The 19,135-nt window shown below is 69.0% G+C and carries 18 protein-coding genes and 1 tRNA gene; 10 read left to right on the top strand and 9 right to left on the bottom strand.

Annotated features, from left to right (window positions below; all coding sequences use genetic code 11):
• The first annotated feature begins 34 nt into the window (after positions 1-34).
• Positions 35-682, top strand: a complete 648-nt coding sequence (locus tag ACFV88_RS12445) for a hypothetical protein (RefSeq protein WP_385489249.1) — start codon at positions 35-37, stop codon at positions 680-682.
• 7 nt (positions 683-689) lie between these two features.
• On the opposite strand, the gene ACFV88_RS12440 is transcribed toward ACFV88_RS12445, so the two are convergent.
• Positions 690-1,106 (bottom strand): hypothetical protein, encoded by a 417-nt coding sequence (locus tag ACFV88_RS12440; RefSeq protein ID WP_385489246.1) that lies wholly within the window; start codon positions 1,104-1,106, stop codon positions 690-692.
• Positions 1,107-1,658: 552 nt separating this feature from the next.
• Between ACFV88_RS12440 and ACFV88_RS12435 the strand changes: the two genes are divergently transcribed.
• Positions 1,659-2,642 carry a hypothetical protein gene (locus ACFV88_RS12435; protein ID WP_385489244.1) on the top strand — a complete coding sequence of 328 codons (984 nt, stop codon included), beginning with the start codon at positions 1,659-1,661 and terminating at the stop codon, positions 2,640-2,642.
• A gap of 78 nt (positions 2,643-2,720) precedes the next feature.
• Here the strand turns inward: ACFV88_RS12435 and ACFV88_RS12430 are convergent, their stop codons facing one another.
• From ACFV88_RS12430 to ACFV88_RS12420, 3 genes are all read right to left on the bottom strand, one after another.
• Positions 2,721-3,479, bottom strand: a complete 759-nt coding sequence (locus tag ACFV88_RS12430) for a hypothetical protein (protein ID WP_385489241.1) — start codon at positions 3,477-3,479, stop codon at positions 2,721-2,723.
• Positions 3,466-4,548 (bottom strand): hypothetical protein, encoded by a 1,083-nt coding sequence (locus ACFV88_RS12425; RefSeq protein WP_385489238.1) that lies wholly within the window; start codon positions 4,546-4,548, stop codon positions 3,466-3,468. The genes ACFV88_RS12430 and ACFV88_RS12425 overlap by 14 nt, the downstream gene beginning before the upstream one ends.
• A gap of 141 nt (positions 4,549-4,689) precedes the next feature.
• Positions 4,690-4,760, bottom strand: a tRNA-Cys gene (locus ACFV88_RS12420).
• Positions 4,761-4,933: 173 nt separating this feature from the next.
• Here ACFV88_RS12420 and ACFV88_RS12415 point away from each other — a divergent pair.
• Positions 4,934-5,956, top strand: coding sequence for an LD-carboxypeptidase (locus ACFV88_RS12415; protein ID WP_385489236.1), 1,023 nt, complete (start codon positions 4,934-4,936; stop codon positions 5,954-5,956).
• A 218-nt stretch (positions 5,957-6,174) separates the two neighbouring features.
• On the opposite strand, the gene ACFV88_RS12410 is transcribed toward ACFV88_RS12415, so the two are convergent.
• Positions 6,175-6,891 carry a DUF5324 family protein gene (locus ACFV88_RS12410; protein WP_385489410.1) on the bottom strand — a complete coding sequence of 239 codons (717 nt, stop codon included), beginning with the start codon at positions 6,889-6,891 and terminating at the stop codon, positions 6,175-6,177.
• 271 nt (positions 6,892-7,162) lie between these two features.
• Here ACFV88_RS12410 and ACFV88_RS12405 point away from each other — a divergent pair, with 271 nt between their 5' ends.
• On the top strand, positions 7,163-7,690 hold the full coding sequence (locus ACFV88_RS12405; protein WP_385489233.1) for a peptidylprolyl isomerase: 528 nt from the start codon (positions 7,163-7,165) through the stop codon (positions 7,688-7,690).
• A gap of 207 nt (positions 7,691-7,897) precedes the next feature.
• The gene (locus ACFV88_RS12400) at positions 7,898-8,797 is read left to right on the top strand and encodes a rhomboid family intramembrane serine protease (RefSeq protein ID WP_385489230.1); all 900 of its coding nucleotides are present in this window, start codon (positions 7,898-7,900) and stop codon (positions 8,795-8,797) included.
• 357 nt (positions 8,798-9,154) lie between these two features.
• Here the strand turns inward: ACFV88_RS12400 and crgA are convergent, their stop codons facing one another.
• Positions 9,155-9,409: a cell division protein CrgA gene (gene crgA / locus ACFV88_RS12395; RefSeq protein ID WP_385489228.1), complete on the bottom strand. Its 255-nt coding sequence runs from the start codon at positions 9,407-9,409 to the stop codon at positions 9,155-9,157.
• Between the two features lie 154 nt (positions 9,410-9,563).
• On the opposite strand from crgA, the gene ACFV88_RS12390 reads away from it, so the two are divergent.
• The 5 genes from ACFV88_RS12390 to ACFV88_RS12370 all read left to right on the top strand — a co-directional run bounded on the left by ACFV88_RS12390 (position 9,564) and on the right by ACFV88_RS12370 (position 13,888).
• A complete protein-coding gene (locus ACFV88_RS12390; RefSeq protein ID WP_385489226.1) occupies positions 9,564-10,346 on the top strand; it encodes a DUF881 domain-containing protein in 783 nt (260 codons plus the stop codon).
• 263 nt (positions 10,347-10,609) lie between these two features.
• Positions 10,610-10,786, top strand: coding sequence for a hypothetical protein (locus ACFV88_RS12385; protein WP_385489223.1), 177 nt, complete (start codon positions 10,610-10,612; stop codon positions 10,784-10,786).
• Positions 10,783-11,421: an aminodeoxychorismate/anthranilate synthase component II gene (locus ACFV88_RS12380; protein WP_385489221.1), complete on the top strand. Its 639-nt coding sequence runs from the start codon at positions 10,783-10,785 to the stop codon at positions 11,419-11,421. Before ACFV88_RS12385 ends, ACFV88_RS12380 begins: the two co-directional genes overlap by 4 nt.
• Positions 11,418-13,070, top strand: coding sequence for a class E sortase (locus ACFV88_RS12375; protein ID WP_385489219.1), 1,653 nt, complete (start codon positions 11,418-11,420; stop codon positions 13,068-13,070). Before ACFV88_RS12380 ends, ACFV88_RS12375 begins: the two co-directional genes overlap by 4 nt.
• 32 nt (positions 13,071-13,102) lie before the next feature.
• The gene (locus ACFV88_RS12370; RefSeq protein ID WP_385489217.1) at positions 13,103-13,888 is read left to right on the top strand and encodes a class E sortase; all 786 of its coding nucleotides are present in this window, start codon (positions 13,103-13,105) and stop codon (positions 13,886-13,888) included.
• An 88-nt stretch (positions 13,889-13,976) separates the two neighbouring features.
• Here ACFV88_RS12370 and pknB read toward each other — a convergent pair whose 3' ends face one another.
• From pknB to ACFV88_RS12355, 3 genes are all read right to left on the bottom strand, one after another.
• On the bottom strand, positions 13,977-16,055 hold the full coding sequence (gene pknB, locus ACFV88_RS12365; RefSeq protein ID WP_385489215.1) for a Stk1 family PASTA domain-containing Ser/Thr kinase: 2,079 nt from the start codon (positions 16,053-16,055) through the stop codon (positions 13,977-13,979).
• Positions 16,056-16,224: 169 nt separating this feature from the next.
• Entirely contained in the window at positions 16,225-17,694 is a 1,470-nt protein-coding gene (locus ACFV88_RS12360; RefSeq protein WP_385489212.1) for a peptidoglycan D,D-transpeptidase FtsI family protein, read from the bottom strand.
• Positions 17,691-19,118, bottom strand: coding sequence for an FtsW/RodA/SpoVE family cell cycle protein (locus ACFV88_RS12355; RefSeq protein WP_385489210.1), 1,428 nt, complete (start codon positions 19,116-19,118; stop codon positions 17,691-17,693). Before ACFV88_RS12355 ends, ACFV88_RS12360 begins: the two co-directional genes overlap by 4 nt.
• Positions 19,119-19,135: the final 17 nt, after the last annotated feature.

Raw genomic sequence — 19,135 nt, 5'->3', positions numbered from 1 at the left:
TGAGGCAACGATGACATCACGGGACAGGTCGAGCATGGCCAAGTCAGTCGCGGCAGGGGGCCTGACGGCTCTTCTGCTCGGCGGCTGCGGTCTTCCGGGCCTGAGCGAATCCTCCGGTTCCGACGCGAAGCCCGACGCCAGCAGCAGTCCGACCTTCGTGACCAAGGAACAGATGCCGCAGTCGAAGCGACTCGGCTCGGATGCGAAGGTGCCTGAGCATCCGGAGATCAACCATCGTGACGCGACACAGGTCGCCGAAGCCTGGGGGGTCATGGCCTACGCATATGACACGAAGTACGACGCTGGGCCGCATGACGCGACCTTGCGTGCACTTCGCTACTTCACGGAGAAGAGAGCTGCCGCCGAGCGCGAGTACCGCTCGGCGGCCGGTCCCGGGGCCGAATGGAACACTTGGGCCGAGCACCAGGCGTGGACGAAGTCCACGGCGAGGCTCCAGGTGGACGCTGACCACCCCGAGGACACCGCCCACCAGGCGTTCAGGCGCATCGCGATCTCCTGTACGGTGCGCGGCCGGGACGGCTGGAACGGTACGGGCCCGCGCGCCCACGCGTACGTCACCCTCCAACGCTCCAGCGGCGGTGATCCCTGGCGGATCAGTAAGATCGTCACCGTTCCCGCCGCGAAGGTCCCGGAACCGTCGGGGTCCGGGAGCCCCGACTGACCCGCCCTCACCGCACGCCGTTCGCCTTCGTCACCTCGCCCAGTGGGATGCAGGGCTTGACCTCGGGAAGCACGCACAGTTGCGCGTCGTCCCACTTCGCCTTCACGTTGACCACTGCCTCCCAGGTGACGTAGTAGTCGGTGCCGCCCTTCAGCGTGCCGCCCCACGACACTCCCTCCCCCCGGCCCTGCCCGGCCTCGTCTACACCGCTTGCCGGGTAGTAGTCCGTTGTGCGGGCGATCGGGCTGGTGCAGGAGCGCGCCTCGCAGTGGGGGCCACCGACGCCGATCCACGTCTCGCTCGGTGCGAGGGTGGAACGGGCGGGGTCGGGTGACCTGGCCACGACCAGAAGCCGGAGCGCGTTCTCGTCCGCCCTGAGCGTGGAGCCGTCCGTGAGTTGGGTGGTGAACTCGGCAGAGGCCAACTGAAGTTCGAACGGACGTCCCGCAGTGTCTCCCCGCAGGATGGGTCCACGTGGCGCGGGCGGCTTCATGGTCCTGTCGCTCTTCGGTGACGACGAGGGCAGCTCCTTCACCGGATCCTCTCCGCCACCGTTGTCACCGCTACAGGCGGTGATGGCCATGAGGCAAAGGACGGACGCGCAACGCGTCAGCACCAATATCCGTGCCAGAGTCGGCATTCCACTCATCCTCTCGGTTGCGCGACCTCGGTCCCCTTGACGCGGTCTGCACGCCGCAGCGCATCTTAGCGATCAACTGGAAATCCCACAGTGGCCCCTTGTGCTGGTCTCATGACCTTCGGAGGGTGCAACCAGAGTCTGCCCTTGTTCGTCTCATGACCTGGGTGTGCGACAGCCGATGGGGGGTGACTGTCCATGTCCACCCGGATCAGCGCCCTGTAGGGCCCGAGGAACGCGAGAGATCCCAACAAGAATGAGTGTCTGATGCCCATGTTCCGGCGAAGCGCACGCGAGCCGGCTGCCACACGGGAGCAACCCACGCGGCAGCCTTTCGACGTGCTGATCTCGAAGCGAGGGGAGTGCACGGTCGCGGGCCTGCCCCTGGTCGTGACGGGTGAGGGCGAGGAGGCTCTCCCCGGAACCGTGTTGAACTATCTACACCAGATCGCGAAGGCGATGGGGCACCCGGTCCTTGCCACGGTGCATGATGCGCGCAGCGGTTGCCTCACCCCCATCACGGTCGGCATCGACGGCTCCAGCAAGCTCGCCGGCGAGCCGGAGTACGTCCCGCCGGGCTACGACCGGGCTTCACAAGCCCTGACGCCGCTCGGGCCCACCGGGTCTGACGGTTCTCCTGAGTCCACGACACAGGCCTCGGTCGCGCGACCGTCCGGGCAACAGGTCTCCCGGGACTCGACGGACGGCGCCTCGCCCGGGCCGGATTTCCGCGTGGGGGTCGAGCCGTCGACCGAGGCACTAGGGCCCCGGTCCGCCGACGTACAGCGGCGCCCGACCGATCCGGATGGAGCCGGGTCACCTGGTGGGACTCGGATCGCACGTCAGGTGCTGCCCACGGAGGAGGCGATCCCGCGGGCGCTGGCAGCGGCCGTCACCAGGATTAACGAACATGTCCACGGGGGCCACTTGGATGCCGCGGCGGCCACCGTGCGCAACACGCTTGGTCCCGTCACCCAGGAGTTCGGCGCCGAGCACGGTTACGTTCTCCAACTAAGGGAGTTGCAAGCTCATATCGCGTACCTCGCCGGGGACGCGGAGCGCTCCATGGCGATCTCGCTCAGCGTCTGTCGCGCGTGGATGCGGCGCCACGATCCCGGCGCCTACGGGACGCTCATGCGGGCCGCTGCGGTGTGGCCCGGTATCCGGGAGCCGCGACAAGGAATACGACAGGGCGAGGAGTTGATCAGACTCTGGACGACACTTGCCGGAGCGGACGAATCCGGTTTCAGCGAGCTTGACCGGTTGGCCGCTGCCAGGGAGCGCATGACGCGTCTCGAAGCTCGGGCAGCCCGGGCCACCTGACCGTCATTTTCCCGTCCCGTTGAGGTGGAGCCAGCATGTGGCAGCCGGCGATGACGCCGCTGCGCACGGAAGTCGGGATTAGGTGTGTTGGTCGCGCACGGCCTGGACAAAGTCGCGCTTCCGCTCGATCGTAGGGGCCAGGCCAGCCTCGTCGAACCGTGGCTTCAACAGATGGTGAAGCCACCAGAGGTGAGTCCGGAGCACGGCGTGTGTGCACGCTGGTGCCGGCGTCTGCGACTTATGATGAAGATGGGCCCCGTATTCGAGTTCCAGTTGGATCTGCTCGGTCTCATGTGTCCGGCAGCGGGATTCGACGAGGTTGAAGACGATCCCTGCGGCGAGATGGACGTAGTGGCCCTTCGCCCGGCTCTTGTGCATCATCCCGGCACTGCCGTCGAAGTCCCCGAGTGCAGCCGCAATCCGATCCGGATCGGTGAGGAAGTCCTCGGTCGACTGGACGAGTGGCGTGCCCGTGATCGGCTCCCGGTAGATGCGGTGCGTCTTCCTTTTCAGTACGTCCGTGCGGTGGGACGTGCGTTGTTTGCTCCACTCAGTGTCGTCCAGCAGCCAGTACTCGACAGTGGTGTCCCGGAACACAAGCCAGGATGGCGCGAGCACGGCTTCCGGTAGACCGTCCGGCGCGAGCAGACGCTGTGCGTAGTCGCCCAACTCACCATGGGCTCCGGACCGTGGGGCGTACTTGATCTCGAACTCCACCCCCTTGGCGTGGGGGTGAATCCGGAAGCCCTTCGCGGCGAGGAGGTTGAGCCAGTTGCCCGAGCCGTCGTCTGTGACCGTGCCCAGCAGTTCGTCCTGGTACGGCTCAAGACCGGCCATCGGATATCTCCCGCACGGGGGCCGGAGCAATCGTGTCGAGGAACAAGGTGATGTCCTCCAACGAGGGGCGTCCCCGGCCGAGCCTGGTATACCACGGGACATCCGGGCGCAGGGAACTCGTGAGCGGTATGCCGCCGGGGTGTGCGTACCGGCGCCCCGCCTCGTAGAGGAACGGCTCCCAACCTTCACCGGGCGCGCTTCCTCCCCGGTCTAGCGTCTCCAGCAGGTCCCACTGCGGTGCGGCGGGCTCTATCCGGGCAGGCCCTGGGGCGGAGACGTTGGCGATGACGATCGCGCCCAACGGTAGTGGCGGCGCGGACTTCTGGACGCTGAGCGCGGTCCAGTAGATGTCATGCGGCAGGAGGACCTTGGCTCCGTCGTCTGGCGACGGCGCCAGGCCCAGTTCCGCAGTGGCGCTCAGGAGAGCTGGGTTGGCGCGGATGGTGCCCCAACACACCCCCGGATAGTCGGGGTAGCTGTACATCTGACCGGAGTCGGCGTACGTGAAGAGAATGTCGCCGGAGTAGAAGTCTGCTCCGCCCTGAACGAGGTCCAGGGCCGTCGTGGTCTTGCCCGCTCCCTTGTCACCGACCAGGGCGACCGCGGCCTGCCCGTTGCCCACCGAGGCTGCGTGGATGAACGTGCCGCCGCCGACCACGGCCAGCTCCCACATGGCCTCGCGCAAGAAGTCGGAGAGGTGGTAGCGCGATGTGTCGCTGACATAGACGTGCAGGTCAGACCCATCGTTGGCCAGGTCGAAAACCGTGTGACTTGACCGAATTTCGATAACCGTCCGGTTGTCAACCTGCCAGAGGTCACCCCAGACGTGGGTATCGGCCGACCGCCCTTTGCGGACCATCGTCTGCCGCGGTTCGGCGGACGGGCGAGTCCAGCCAATCAGCGGGGAAATCCGCAGGGGTAGTCCGCGCCCCGCAGCGGGATCGAGCGGATCGACCGAGAAGTGCGGCTGTAGGAAGGCGAGCACTGGTTCGACGGCCTGCTCGGCATCGAGGTGGATCGTCGCGCTGATCTCCTGTTCCGCGAAGCGGATCGACAGGGTGCGGCTCATGCGGCACCCTCGATGACACGCTGTCCTGGAGAGACCGTCAACCGCGGCGGAGTCGACCGGTGTGCCGCGAATGCCGCTATGCCGTGAATCAATCTGCCAACCTTAGGGGAGTCGAACAGGCAGCACGCTGGCGGGAGGGAGAGGTGAAGACGGGATTCGAACCCGTGTAGACGGCTTTGCAGGCCGTTGCCTTGCCTCTCGGCCACTTCACCAGAACATGACGCCGGGTCAGAAAAGGCGTAGTAGAAGGCTATCAACCGATCATCGTTTCCGGCAACGCAGCCATCCCCCGGACCTCTCCACCCCAGGCGTCCCTGCTCGCATCCGCATGCCCGCCATACCCACCTACCTTCAGGGTCACGAACTACGCCGGTAGGGTGGGCAGATGGAACTCTCCGAACCGCCGGTGAAGCCATACGCGCCGGTACCCGGCTCGGGCATCGGCCTGGTCACGCCGTCGAGTTCGGTGAGTAGGTATCCGCGTCGCACGAGGCGGGCCCTGCGGGCCCTGACCGCTCTTGGTTTCCGTCCGATCCCCGCGCCGCATGCGTGGTGGGACGACGAAGATCGGCCCGCGCCTGATGTCCTCGCAGGGGACATCGCGTGGTGCTGTCGGCAGGAGGAGATCTCGGCGATCCTGTGTACGACCGGCGGTCTGCGCTCCGCTGAGCTGCTCCCGTACCTGGACTTCGACCTGTTGCGGGCCGCTCGCAAACCGCTCTGCGGCTTCAGCGACATCACCTCCTTGCTGCTCGGCGTCTACGCGCGCTCGCGCCTGGTCACGTTCCACGGCCCCAGTGCCGTCCCGTCGATGGGTGATGTCGATGGCATGGACCCGTACGCCGCGGCCAGTTTGCTCGAATCCTGGCGTCCGACCAACTCCCGGTTGCTGCGCGCACCGACCACGACCTCCGCGGAGTCACCGCGCTGGGAAGCCGAGGATCATTGGCCGCGATCTCGGGTGTCGGCTGGGCCGTGGCGTGCCCTGACACCCGGTGTCGGTCGCGGGCGGCTGGTGGGCGGCCACCTGAACACTATGGTGGGCCTGCTTGGCACACCGTACTGTCCGCCAACGGTCGATTGCCTGGTCTTTCTGGAGACGAACGAGTCCCAGGTGGCGGAGATCCGACGGGATCTGTGCACTCTCGCCGCGGCCGGATTCTTCCGTGGCGCCGCAGGTCTGGTGTTCGGTCGTACGCCGTGCGCCGACAGGCCGGACGACCTGGATCGGTGCGTGAGGGAGCTGGCCATCGACCATGGCCTTCCCGCGCTCACCGACGTTGACTTCGGTCACACCGTTCCGATCGCGACGATGCCGATCGGTGTCATGGCCACTCTGGACACCGGCCGGACCATGCTGCGTCTCGACGAGGCCGCAGTATCGACGTGGGAGCCTTCCGTCTCCTAGCCGCTTCGTGCCATCGGCCTGTGACGGGGTCCGTCGAGAACACTAGGTCGGGTTTCTCACCCGTCTGGTGACGTTTCGCGGGGCAGCGCACTGTTTCACGTGAAACGCCCCGCGGGCGGCCCGGGTCAAGGGGAACCGGGTGCCCGTGGGGCGTTTCGCCGGACGTTCTTCGCGGGTGTGCTGCGTGCGGCCCGGGCCTACGGTCTCGCGCGGGCCGGCTAATCGCGTTCCGGGGTGTCGGACGAGGCGTCCGCCTGGGCCTGCTTGGCCTCCACCTCCGGGTCGAGGGCGGACGGGGAACCGTCGACCGCGTTCAGGGAGTCGCCCGACTCGGGCACCTCCGTGGCCGCGGGCGGTTCCACCAGCCAGTCCGGGTTGGCCTGCCTGTCCCACCAGCGCCAGAGGGCGAACGCGGCACCGGCGGTCACTCCCAGGACGAGGAGTCCCTTGCCGACGCGTCCTGCGCGGGCGCGGCGTTCCTGCTTGCGCAGGAGCGCCCGTACTTCTTCTGCCGACACCTGTCCCCGCAGTGCTGCGAGGGCGGCCAGCCCCCGGGAAGCGGCCTCGTCCCGTACCGGACCTGCGGCTGCCACGGCCTGCTCGATCCGGGGCCGGGAGTAATCGGCTGCTTGGCGGGCGGCGAGGCGGGTGCGGACGGCCGCCTCATGGGCGGCGTGGTCGACCTTCGGCGGAACATGGGTGCGGGCCTGCTCGATCCGGGGCGCCACATACGCTCCGTACTGGACACGAGCCTGTTCGGTGGCCTGCTGTGCAGCGTGGGACACCTTGGGTGCCAGTCGAACCCGAGCCTCCTGGGCGTAGTGCACAGCCCGGTCCTTGGCTGTGTCGGCGTAGGGCGCCACCACTTCCGCGGCGTGCAGCACGCTGTCCTTCGCCGAACCGGTCGCGGCGCGCACGCTGTCGATGCGGGTCACGGGAACCTCCTCCTCGGTGGCGTACGTCAGTGCCGGGGGTGTCCCCGGCAAGTCATCGTTCACCTTTCCACCCTTTTGAGGATCATGCCTGCCGTCCCACGCCACGGCATGTGAGGAAGCGCATCCGGGTCACACCGGTGGCCGTGCATGCCGAGCGGAGGAGGGGTAGGGAGGTAGCACGAGCCGGAGCCCGCGGCACCCGCGGTCGGGCGACGCGGGCTCCGGCTCGTGCGAGGATCGATACGTCACAGAAGACAACGGAAGGCAGATCGTGGCCGAGCAGCTTTACGCCACTTTGAAGACCAACCAAGGCGACATCGTGGTGCGGCTCCTGCCCAACCACGCGCCCGAGACGGTCAAGAACTTCGTCGAGCTTGCCGAGGGCAAGCGCGAATGGGTTCACCCCGAGACCGGCAAGCGGTCCACCGACCGTCTCTACGACGGCACGGTCTTCCACCGGGTCATCCCCGGATTCATGATCCAGGGCGGCGACCCGCTGGGCAACGGCACCGGTGGCCCGGGTTACCAGTTCAAGGACGAGTTCCACCCGGAGCTCCGGTTCGACCGTCCGTACCTGCTGGCCATGGCGAACGCGGGCCCCGGCACCAACGGCTCGCAGTTCTTCGTGACGGTCGAGCCCACCGCGTGGTTGAACCGCAAGCACACGATCTTCGGTGAGGTCGTGGACGCTCCCAGCCAGAAGGTCGTGGACGCCATCGCGGGCACCCAGACCAACCCGCGCACGGACCGTCCGGTGAAGGACGTGGTCATCGAGTCGGTCGTCATCGAGACGCGCTGACCCGTTACGCGCACCGCCGGTGACCCGGTGCCGCAGGGCCCTGCTCGTCAGTGGGGCGGCCGGCCCGGGGAACAAACTGCCCCGCCCATCCGTCATGGAGGGCGGGGCCGTGCGTTGACCGAGTGATGTCCCGAGGGACGACCTTCCGTGGTCCACGGGCCGTGGCGGCCGCGTACGCCTTCGGACGAGTTGGATTGAGGGGACCCCATGGACCAGGCGCCAGGCGGACCGCACGGAACGCAGGGCTCGCGGGACGCCCAGAGCCCGCCCACGTGCTACCGGCACCCGGACCGGGAGACCGGTATCCGCTGCACCCGTTGTGAGCGGCCGATATGTCCGGACTGCATGATCAGCGCCTCGGTGGGTTTCCAGTGCCCCGAGTGCGTGCGTGACGGCTCCGGTACCGGGCACGCTCCCACCGCCAACCAGCCCCGCACCCTCACGGGCGCTCCCTTGGCGCGGGACCCCCGGTTGGTCACGAAGATCCTCCTGGCGATCAACGTCCTCGTCTTCATCGCCATCCAGACCAACGACCGCCTGGTCAGCGATCTCTTCCTGATCGGTGCCTGGCCCGCTCCGCACTTCGCCGTGGAGGGCGTGGCGGACGGCCAGTGGTACCGGTTGGTGACGTCGATGTTCGCGCACCAGGAGGTGTGGCACATCGCGTTCAACATGTTCAGCCTGTGGTGGCTCGGCGGTCCGCTGGAGGAGGCCTTCGGCCGGGCGCGGTACCTCGCGCTGTACCTGGTCTCGGGGCTCGCGGGCAGCGCCCTCACCTATGTGCTGGTCGACCCGACCTCCGCGTCCCTCGGTGCCTCGGGTGCGATCTACGGCCTGTTCGGTGCCACGGCCGTCCTGGTCAAGCGCCTCAACTACGACATGCGCCCGGTGATCGCCCTGCTGGCGATCAACTTGATCTTCACCTTCACCATGTCCGGCATCGCCTGGCAGGCCCATGTCGGTGGTCTGATCGCGGGTGTGGTCATCGCCTACGGGATGATGCACACCGGCGGGAAGCGGCGCGCCCTCGTTCAGTGGGGGACCTGTGCGGCGGTCTTCCTCGTCGCTCTGGTCGCCGTGGTGGCGCGGACCGCTTCACTCGTCTGAGGCAGCCTGACGAACGACGGCCCGCAATGGTTGTCCACAGTGGGTGGCGGATCTTGTGCATGCTGTGGGCGAACAACTGTGCCCCTTGCGCTGACCTGGGTTTCCCCAGTCAGCACAAGGGGCGAACGTGTTTTCGGATACCGGTAGGTCAGTCACATCGGCGTCAACACGTAAGGGGTTATCCACAGATCGTCTGACCTTTTCCCCACTGTGGAAAAACTCTGTGGATAACTCGACCGTCGGCTCGGGGCGCAGCGGCGGCCACCTGCCGTGCGAGCAGCACGAAGGGCCCCCTGGGCCGGAGAAGAGTGCAGCCCCCGGCCGGGGGGCTCAGCCCGTAGACCAGCTACGAGCGGGTCACTTCCACTGGGTGGAGACGCCGAAGCCCGCGGCGATGAAGCCGAAGCCGACCACGATGTTCCAGTTGTCCAGGGCGTCGATCGGGAGCTTGCCGTCCGTGAGGTAGAAGACGACGATCCAGGCGAGACCGACGAAGAACATCGCCAGCATCAGCGGGGCGACCCAGCTGCGGTTGGTCAGCTTGATCGCGGTCGACTGCTTCGCCGTGGGCGGCGTGTAATCGGCCTTCTTGCGGATACGTGACTTCGGCACGAGGGGCTCTCCTGTCGATGCGCTGCGTGGCCGCGCGAGACGGTGGGGGTGGGCTCCGGGGCAGCGTACAAGCGAACTGCTGGGGGAAACGGATCGTTCCCCCGGGCGTCCGTTAGCGTAGTGCTTCCTCGGCGCGGTAAGGAGCAAGGGTACGTTGAGCAATTCTGCCGACTCCCCCGGTGTGCGCACCACCCCCGCTGGCAAGAAGCGTTGGCGGCCGGTGCGCGCACTCACCGCCGGCGTCTTCGCCCTCGCCGGGCTGCTCTTCGTGACCAGCTTCAACACCGCCAAGGGCACCAACCTCCGCACGGACGCCTCCCTGCTCAAGCTCTCCGACCTGATCAAGGAGCGCAGCCACAAGAACGGTGAGCTGGAGGAGGACAACGGAGTCCTGCGCGAGGACGTGAAGGTGCGCGCCGAGGAGGGCCACCCCGGCGCCACCGACGCCGAGGAGGCCCGGTTGAAGGCGCTGGAGAACCGGGCCGGTACCCGGGAACTGCGCGGCGAGGCCCTGACCGTCACGCTGAACGACGCCCCGCCCGACGCCGCGCCCAAGCTCCCCGGCTACCCCGAACCGCAGCCCGATGACCTGGTGATCCACCAGCAGGACCTCCAGGCCGTGGTCAACGCCCTGTGGCAGGGCGGCGCCGAGGGCATCCGGGTGATGGACCAGCGTCTGATCTCCACCAGTGCCGTCCGCTGCGTCGGCAACACCTTGATCCTCCAGGGCCGGGTGTACTCGCCCCCCTACAAGATCACCGCGATCGGGGACACGGCCCGGCTGAAGAAGACCCTCACGGCCGCACCCGCGATCCAGAACTACATGCTGTACGTCAACGCCTACGGACTGGGCTGGAACGTCGACGAGGAGGGAACGGTGACCCTCCCCGGCTACACCGGCCCCGTGGACCTGCACCAGGCGCGTCCCATCAAGTAGCCCGGTAGCCCGGTAGCCCGGTAGCCCGGGTGGCCCAGTGGCCCACCGTGATCTACGTCCCACCGCGTGGTTCCACGGGGAACATTCCCGGCACTCCCGGCCGGCCGAACAGGGCAAGCCGGTCGCTTTGTGACGCCGGGCGCGTCCGGGGCCGCGGGGACGCCCGGTCCGTGAGCGGGTTTGCACGCCAACCCCCGCTATCTCGCGCCCCACCCCCGTAGTCTGGTGGATGCACAGGAACACCAACGGCGAGTAGGGACGGCATGTACGGCTGGATCTGGCGGCATCTGCCGGGCAATGCGTGGGTGAAGGCGGTCCTGTCGCTCATCCTCGTGCTCGCGGTCGTTTACGCGCTCTTCCAGCACGTGTTTCCGTGGGCCGAGCCCCTGCTCCCCTTCAACGACGTGACCGTCGACGAGGGAAGGGCCCCCACCCAGTGAGCGCGCGGATTCTTGTAGTCGACAACTACGACAGCTTCGTCTTCAACCTCGTGCAGTACCTCTACCAGCTCGGTGCTGAGTGCGAGGTGCTCCGCAACGACGAGGTCTCCACCTCGCACGCGCAGGACGGCTTCGACGGCGTCCTGCTGTCACCGGGCCCCGGCGCCCCCGAGCAGGCCGGCGTCTGCATCGACATGGTCCGGCACTGCGCCGCCACGGGAGTGCCCGTCTTCGGGGTCTGCCTCGGCATGCAGTCGATGGCAGTGGCCTACGGCGGCGTCGTGGACCGTGCCCCCGAACTGCTGCACGGCAAGACCTCGCTGGTCGAGCACGCGGGACAGGGCGTCTTCGCCGGACTGCCCTCCCCGTTCACCGCGACCCGCTACCACTCGCTCGCGGCCGAGCCCGCGACCGTGCCGGACGAGCTGGAGGTCACGGCCCGTACCCACGACGGCATCATCATGGGGCTGCGCCACCGTGAACTGCCCGTCGAAGGCGTGCAGTTCCATCCCGAGTCGGTGCTCACCGAACACGGGCACCGGATGCTCGCCAACTGGCTCGTCGAGTGCGGGTACGGCGATGCCGTGGCCAGATCGGTGGGGCTCGCCCCGGTGGTGGGCAGGGCCTCCGCGTGACAGCGGTGCGGCCCGAGCGGGACTCGGGACCGAGGGACCCGGGGAGCCCGCCGCCTCCCGGGCCCACCGCTCCGTACCAGGACCCCGCGTACGGGCCCCTGCCGTACGAGGTCCCCGGCGGGTTCGAGCGGGCCGTGCAAGGGCTCGCCGACCCGTTGAACGACCCGCTGCCCGGCCAGGACCCGCCCGCCGGCTGGCAACCCGGGGCCCCGGGCCCCGGCGGAGCCGCCCGGCACGCCCCGGGCATGCCCGGCGAGTGGTACGACCCGCAGGGCTACGCCCGCAACTGGCACGGGCCGACGACCGGAGCCGCGACCCAGCCGCCGCCCCCCGCACCGGTCGGGCCGACCGGACCGTACGGACCGGCCGGTCCGCACGGGTACGGGGACGGTTCCGGCCGGGGCGGGGCCGGGTACGCAGGCTCCGGGGGCCCGCCGTACGCGAGCCCGCCGCCCGACGGACGGCACCGGCAGACGCCGCACCCTCCCCCCGCTCCGGCCGCTCAGGGCGTCCCGTACCGAGCCCCCGCCGCGAACGCGTACCCGACCGGGCCGACCGGGCCGACCGGGCCGTCGACCGTGGGGCCCGGTCCGCTGCCCCCGGAGCGCCCCGGCCCGCACGGCGGCCCGTCCCGTCCGTACCCGCCGCCCGCCGGCACCTACCGGCCCCCCGGGCCCGGACCGGGCTCCGCAGCCGCCACGGCCCGCCCTGGGGCCGCGGGAGGTGCCGGGCCCACCGGGACGCCACCGCACGGCTCCGCGGTCTTCACCGGCCCGTCCGACGTCCTCCAGGGCCCACGCCCCGGCCGCCGACCCCGTGGCGCGGACGACGCGTACGACCACTACGCCGGCGCCAACGACCGTGCGGGTTCCGGGGACTTCGACGTGTCCCCCAAGTACCCCGAAGGCACCGCGGACGATGCGGACGGTGCGCCGCTGTCCCGGGTGGAGGCGCGCCGTGCGGCCCGCGCGCGGAAACCGACGGTCGGGGTGCTGGTCAGCCGGGGCCTCGGTGAAATCTTCATCACCGTCGGCCTGCTCATGCTGCTGTTCGTCACGTACCAGCTCTGGTGGACCAACATCCGGGCGCAGGCGCAGGCGGACGGCGCGGCGAACCAGATCCAGGAGGACTGGGCCAAGGGCAAGCGGGCCCCGGGGTCCTTCGAACCCGGACAGGGCTTCGCCCTCATGCACATCCCCACCCTCGACGTGGTCGTGCCCGTCGCCGAGGGGATCGACAAGAAGAAGGTCCTCGACCGGGGCATGGTCGGCCACTACGCCGAGGGCAGTCTGAAGACCGGGATGCCCGAGGACAAGACGGGCAACTTCGCCGTCGCCGGTCACCGCAACACCCACGGCGAGCCGTTCCGCTACATCAACCGGTTGAAGCCCGGTGACCCGATCGTGGTCGAGACGCAGGACACGTACTTCGTCTACGAGATGGCGAGCATCCTCCAGCAGACCCCGCCGAGCAACGTCGCCGTCCTCGAACCGATCCCGCCCGGGTCGGGCTTCACCGCTCCTGGCCGATACCTCACACTGACGACGTGCACCCCCGAGTTCACCAGCAAGTACCGGATGATCGTGTGGGGCAAGATGGCTGAAGAACGACCGCGCTCGGAGGGGAAGCCGGACGCGCTCGTCAGCTGAGGCGAACGGACGGACAGACGGGGCACGATGCAGTGGTAGCGACGACAGAACCGCACGGGCGTGCCGAGGGGGACGCCGGGGAGGGCGGTGCGGGGCACGGAGCCGCGGAACCCACGGCCTCGGCGCCGCGGCTCCGCGGACGCGGCAGGCTCGCCCTCGCCGTCAGCGTCTTCGGTGAACTCCTCATCACCGCCGGCGTGGTGCTCGGCCTCTTCGTCGCGTACTCGCTGTGGTGGACCAACGTCGTCGCCGACCGCGAGGCCGACAAGCAGGGCGACCGGGTCCGGGACACCTGGGCCGACGACCGCCCGGGCGGCCCCGGCGCCCTGGACACCAAGGACGGCATCGGCTTCCTGCACGTGCCGTCGATGAACGGCCGGGAAGAAATACTGATCAGGAAGGGCACCGCGACCGACCTCCTCAACGACGGGGTCGCGGGCTACTACACCAAGCCGGTCAAGTCCGCCCTGCCGCAGGACCCGAAGGGCAACTTCTCGCTCGCCGCCCACCGCGACGGCCACGGAGCGAAGTTCCACGACATCCACAAGATCGAGAAGGGCGACCCGATCGTCTTCGAGTCCAAGGACACCTGGTACGTCTACCGGGTGTACGCGACGCTGCCGCAGACCTCGAAGTACAACGTGCAGGTCCTCGACCCGGTCCCCGAGGAGTCCGGCGCGAAGAAGGCCGGACGGTACATCACGCTCACCACCTGCACCCCGAAGTACACGTCCACGTACCGGTACGTCGTGTGGGGCGAACTGGAGCGCACCGAGAAGGTCGACGCCGAGCGCACTCCCCCCGCCGAGCTGCGCTGACGTCCCGCCGGCCCGCCCGGTACGACCGTGGTCCCGGTCCCCGCTCGTGCAGCAGGGGCCGGGACCACGGTCGTCGTCCGGTGGGGCGTCAGTTCCGGCGTCCGCCGATGATGCCGCCGTAGAAGCCGGCCTCGTCGGCGTCGCCCTGGTCGCCGCCGTCACCCCCGTTGCCGGTGCCCCCGGTCCCCCCGTTGCCGTTGGCGTTGCCGCCGGCGGTCTGGATCTGGACCTGGGTGCCCTCGTCGACCGGACTGCCCGCGGGCGGGTTGGTGAAGACCACGATCGCGTTGTCGTCCTGCGGGCCGCCGATCTGGCCGACCTGGAGCTTGGCGTTCGTCAGCTCCTGCTTCGCCTCGCCGAGGGTCTTGCCGGTCAGGTTCGGCACCTGAACCTGCTGCGGCTCCTCCTCTTCCTCTTCTTCCTCCGGGGGAGCCTTGGCGATCTGAAGGGTGACCGTGGAGCCCGGTGCGGCCGGCGTGTTGGCCGTCGGGGACTGGCCGAAGACCTGGCCGGGCTCGCCGTTGGCCGTCTCGACCTCCGTGCAGGTGCCCACCAGATCGCTGTCCTGGAGCTGCTGCTTGGCCGCGTCGCAGGTCTGGCCGGTGAGGTCCGGCACGGCCACCCGCTCCTTGGCCTTGGCCACGGTCAGGGTGATCTTGGTGCCCTTCTCGACCTCCTCGCCGGAGGTCGGGTCCTGCTCCAGGACGGTGCCGACGGGCTCCTCGGACTGCTTGAACTTCGGGACGACCTCCAACTCGTAGTCGTCGCCCTCCAGCTTGTCCGTCGCCGCGTCCAGGTCGTCGCCGATGACGTTCGGCACGGCGACCTTGGGGGCCCCCGTGGAGACGGTCAGCGTGACGGTGGACGCACGGTCGACCTCGGTACCGGTGGCCGGGTCCTGGGCGCAGACGCTGTCGCGCGGCTGGTCCTCGCAGGCCTTGCGGGTCACTGCCAGCTTGACGTGGCCGATGTCCGCCATCTTCTCGGCGTCCGGCAGTTCCTGCCCGACGAAGTTCGGCACCTTGACCGGGCCCTTGTCGCCCGATCCGCTGGTGAACCACTTGCCGATCAGGATCGCGCCCACCAGCACCAGGGCGCCCGCCACGGCCAGCAGCACCGTGGAGCCGTTGCCCTTCTTCTGCCGGCGGCGGTCCGGGCGCTCGTCGTAGCCGTAACCGGGGTCGTCCGCGTGGACGGGGGGCAGCATCGTGGTCGCCGCGCCGCCGTCCTGGGGCCGCAGGGCCGTGGTCGCCTGGTCGTCGCCGTAACCGGGCCCGTACCCGCCGCCGTACCCGACGGCGCCCAGGGCGGCGGTCGCCGCGACCGGCTGGCCGTCCAGACACGCCTCGATGTCGGCGCGCATCTCGTCGGCCGACTGGTAGCGGTAGTCGGGGTCCTTGACCAGCGCCTTCAGGACGATCGCGTCCATCTCGGGCGTGATCTCCGGATCGAAGACGCTCGGCGGCTGGGCCTCCTCGCGCACGTGCTGGTACGCCACCGCCACCGGGGAGTCCCCGATGAACGGCGGGCGGACGGTCAGCAGCTCGTACAGCAGGCAGCCCGTGGAGTACAGGTCGGAGCGGGCGTCGACGGTCTCGCCCTTGGCCTGCTCCGGGGAGAGGTACTGCGCGGTGCCGATGACGGCCGAGGTCTGCGTCATCGTCATGCCGGCGTCACCCATCGCACGGGCGATGCCGAAGTCCATCACCTTGACCTGCCCGGTGCGCGTCAGCATGACGTTCGCGGGCTTGATGTCGCGGTGGACGATCTGGTTGCGGTGCGAGTACTCCAGGGCCTGGAGGATGCCGATGGTCATCTCCATGGACCGCTCGGGCAGCAGCTTGCGCCCCGAGTGCAGCAACTCCCGCAGGGTGGAGCCGTCGACGTACTCCATCACGATGTACGGGATGGAGATGTTGTCGATGTAGTCCTCGCCGGTGTCGTAGACCGCGACGATCGCCGGATGGTTGAGCGAGGCGGCCGACTGGGCCTCACGGCGGAACCGGGCCTGGAACGACGGATCGCGGGCCAGGTCGGCCCGCAGCGTCTTCACGGCTACGGTGCGGCCGAGCCGGGTGTCGTGCGCGAGGTGCACCTCGGCCATGCCACCGCGGCCGAGCACCTGGCCCAGCTCGTACCGGCCGCCGAGGCGACGCGGCTCTTCCATAGCTATTCCAGCCCTCTCCGTCGGTCCCGACCGTACCGGCGTACGGTCCGGCGGTGTGCTGTCCGAGGCTTACCGTACCCGGATCGTCCTACCTGCCTCGGCCGCGTACCCCACCCGATACAGGACCGGTACCGCAACGTGCACCGATGTGACGGCAACGTGTCCGGGGTCACTTCTTGCTGTCGACGACCGCCTGCATCACGGCCTTCGCGATCGGGGCGGCGAGGCCACCACCCGAGATGTCGCCGCGGCTGGCGTCGCTGTCCTCCACGACCACCGCGACGGCGACCGGGGAACCGGAGTCCGTCTTGGCGTACGAGATGAACCAGGCGTACGGCTTCTCGCTGTTGTCCACGCCGTGCTGGGCGGTGCCCGTCTTGCCGCCGACCTTGACGCCGTTGATCTGCGCGTTGCGGCCGGTGCCCTTGTCGACGACCGTCTCCATCATGGACTGGAGCTTCTGGGCGTTGTCCTCGGAGAGCGGACGGCTCATCTCGTTCGGCTCGTGCTTCTCGATGACGTTGAGGTCCGGCGCCTGGAGCTCGTCCACCATGTACGGCTCCATCAGCTTGCCGTCGTTGGCGACCGCGGCGGCCACCATGGCCATCTGGAGCGGCGTCGTGGCGGTCTCGAACTGCCCGATCGAGCTGAGCGCGGTCTGCGGGGCGTCCATCTCCGTCGGCCACACCGAGGCGCTGGAGCGGACGGGGACGAACTGCTCGGAGTTGAAGCCGAACTTCTCCGCCGTCTCCTTCATCTTGTCCTTGCCGAGGTCGGCGCCGGCCTTGCCGAAGACGGTGTTGCAGGACACCCGCAGCGCCTCGCGCAGCGTGGCGTTCTTGCAGGGCAGCAGGCCGTCGTTCTTCAGCTCGGTCCGGGTGTTCGGCATGACCCAGGGCAGCGGCGTCTCGGTCTTGTCGTCCGGGTCGTCGACCAGCCCGTGCTCCAGCGCCGCCGCCGCGGTGACGACCTTGAAGGTCGAACCGGGCGGGTAGGTCTCGCGCAGCGCCCGGTTCAGCATCGGGTCGTCGGGGTTCTTGGCCTTCTGGAGCTTCTGCCAGGCGGGGGTGTCCGTCTTGGTGGAGTTCCCCGCGAAGGACGACGGGTCGTACGAGGGCGTCGAGGCCAGCGCCAGGATCGCCCCGGTGCTCGGGTCGATGGCGGCGACCGCGCCCTTCTTGCTGCCGAGCCCCTCGAACGCGGCCTTCTGGGCGGCGCCGTTGAGGGTGGTCACGACATTGCCGCCCTCCTTCTTCTCACCCGTGATCATGTCCAGGGTGCGGCGGAAGAACAGCCGGTCGTCGTTGCCGGTGAGGATGCCGTCCTCGACGGACTCCAGCAGGTTCGCCCCGAACGCCTGCGAGGCGTACCCGGTGACCGGGGCCCACATGGGGCCGTTCTTGTAGGTGCGCTTGTAGGCGTAGTCGCTGCCGTTGGTCTTCGCCGAACCGGTGATCGACTTGCCGTCCACGATGATGTCGCCCCGCGGCTGGGCGTACCGCTCGATGGTGATGCGGCGGTTCTTGGAGTTCTCCTGGAGGTCGCCCGCCTCGACGTACTGGAGCCAGTTGTCGCGGATGAGCAGGGTGAGGATCAGCAGGCCGCAGAAGATCGCGATTCGGCGCACGGGCTTGTTCACGGGCGGACCACCTGGGTCATCTCGGCGTCGGGGTTCGAGGCGGGCATCGGTGCGGGCCGGCGGGCGGTGTCGCTGATCCGGATGAGGATGCCGATCAGCGCCCAGTTGGCGATCACGGACGATCCGCCGTTGGCGACGAACGGCATCGTCATGCCGGTCAGCGGGATGAGCCCCATCACGCCGCCCGCGACGACGAAGACCTGGAGGGCGAAGGCGCCGGACAGGCCGACGGCGAGCAGCTTGCCGAACGGGTCGCGCGCGGCGAGCGCGGTGCGCAGCCCCCGCTCGATGATCAGCCCGTAGAGCAGCAGGATCGCCATGGCGCCCGCGAGCCCGAGTTCCTCGCCGAAGGTGGCGAAGATGAAGTCGGAGTTGGCCGCGAAGCCGATCAGGTCCGAGTTGCCCTGGCCGAGCCCGGTGCCGAGCACCCCGCCGGAGCCGAACGACATGACCGACTGGGCGATCTGGGTACAGGCGCCGGAGTCGTCGTAACAGCCGAAGGGGTCCAGCCAGGCGTCCACCCGGGACTGGACGTGGCCCGCGAAGGAGGCGACGCCGACCGCGCCCGCGGCCGACATGCCGAGGCCGATCACGATCCAGCTGGTCCGCTCGGTGGCCACGTACAGCATGATCACGAACATGCCGAAGAACAGCAGCGAGGTACCGAGGTCGTTCTCGAAGATCAGGACGAGCAGGCTGACGGCCCAAATGGTGAGGATGGGGCCCAGGTCCCGGCCGCGCGGCAGGTAGAGCCCCATGAACCGACGGCTGGCGAGGGCCAGTGCGTCGCGTTTCACCATGAGGTAGCCGGAGAAGAACACCGCGATCACGATCTTCGCGAACTCGCCCGGCTGGATGGAGAATCCGGCGACGCTGATCCAGATCTTCGCGCCGAACACGTCCCGGCCGAGCCCCGGCACCAGCGGCAGCAGCAGCAGCACCAGCGCCGCGGCCATCGAGATGTACGTGTACCGCTGGAGGATGCGGTGGTCCTTCAGCAGCAGCAGCACGCCGACGAAGAGCGCGATGCCGATCGCGGAGTACAGCAGCTGCCGCGGGGCCGCCGCGACGAACTCCTGCCCGCGGCCCTCCGCCAGCGCGTGCAGCCGCGGTGACTGGTCGAGCCGCCAGATCACCACGAGCCCGAGTCCGTTGAGCAGCGTCGCGAGCGGCAGCAGCAGCGGGTCGGCGTAGGCGGCGAACTTCCGCACCACCAGGTGGCCCACCGCGGCGAGCAGGCCGAGGCCGATGCCGTAGCCGAGCACGCCGGTCGGGATCTCGCCGTCGATGGCCAGACCCACGTTGATGTAGGCGAACACCGGGATGACCACCGCGAAGACCAGCATGCCCAGTTCGGTGTTGCGGCGGCTGGGCGCGCCGATGGCCCCGATGGTCGAGGTGTTCGTCGTCGAGTTACTGCTCATGGTGTGACAGGGCCCCT

The sequence above is a fragment of the Streptomyces sp. NPDC059816 genome (assembly GCF_042732055.1).
Classification (GTDB): Bacteria; Actinomycetota; Actinomycetes; order Streptomycetales; family Streptomycetaceae; genus Streptomyces.
This window is presented reverse-complemented; position numbering and strand designations above follow the sequence as displayed.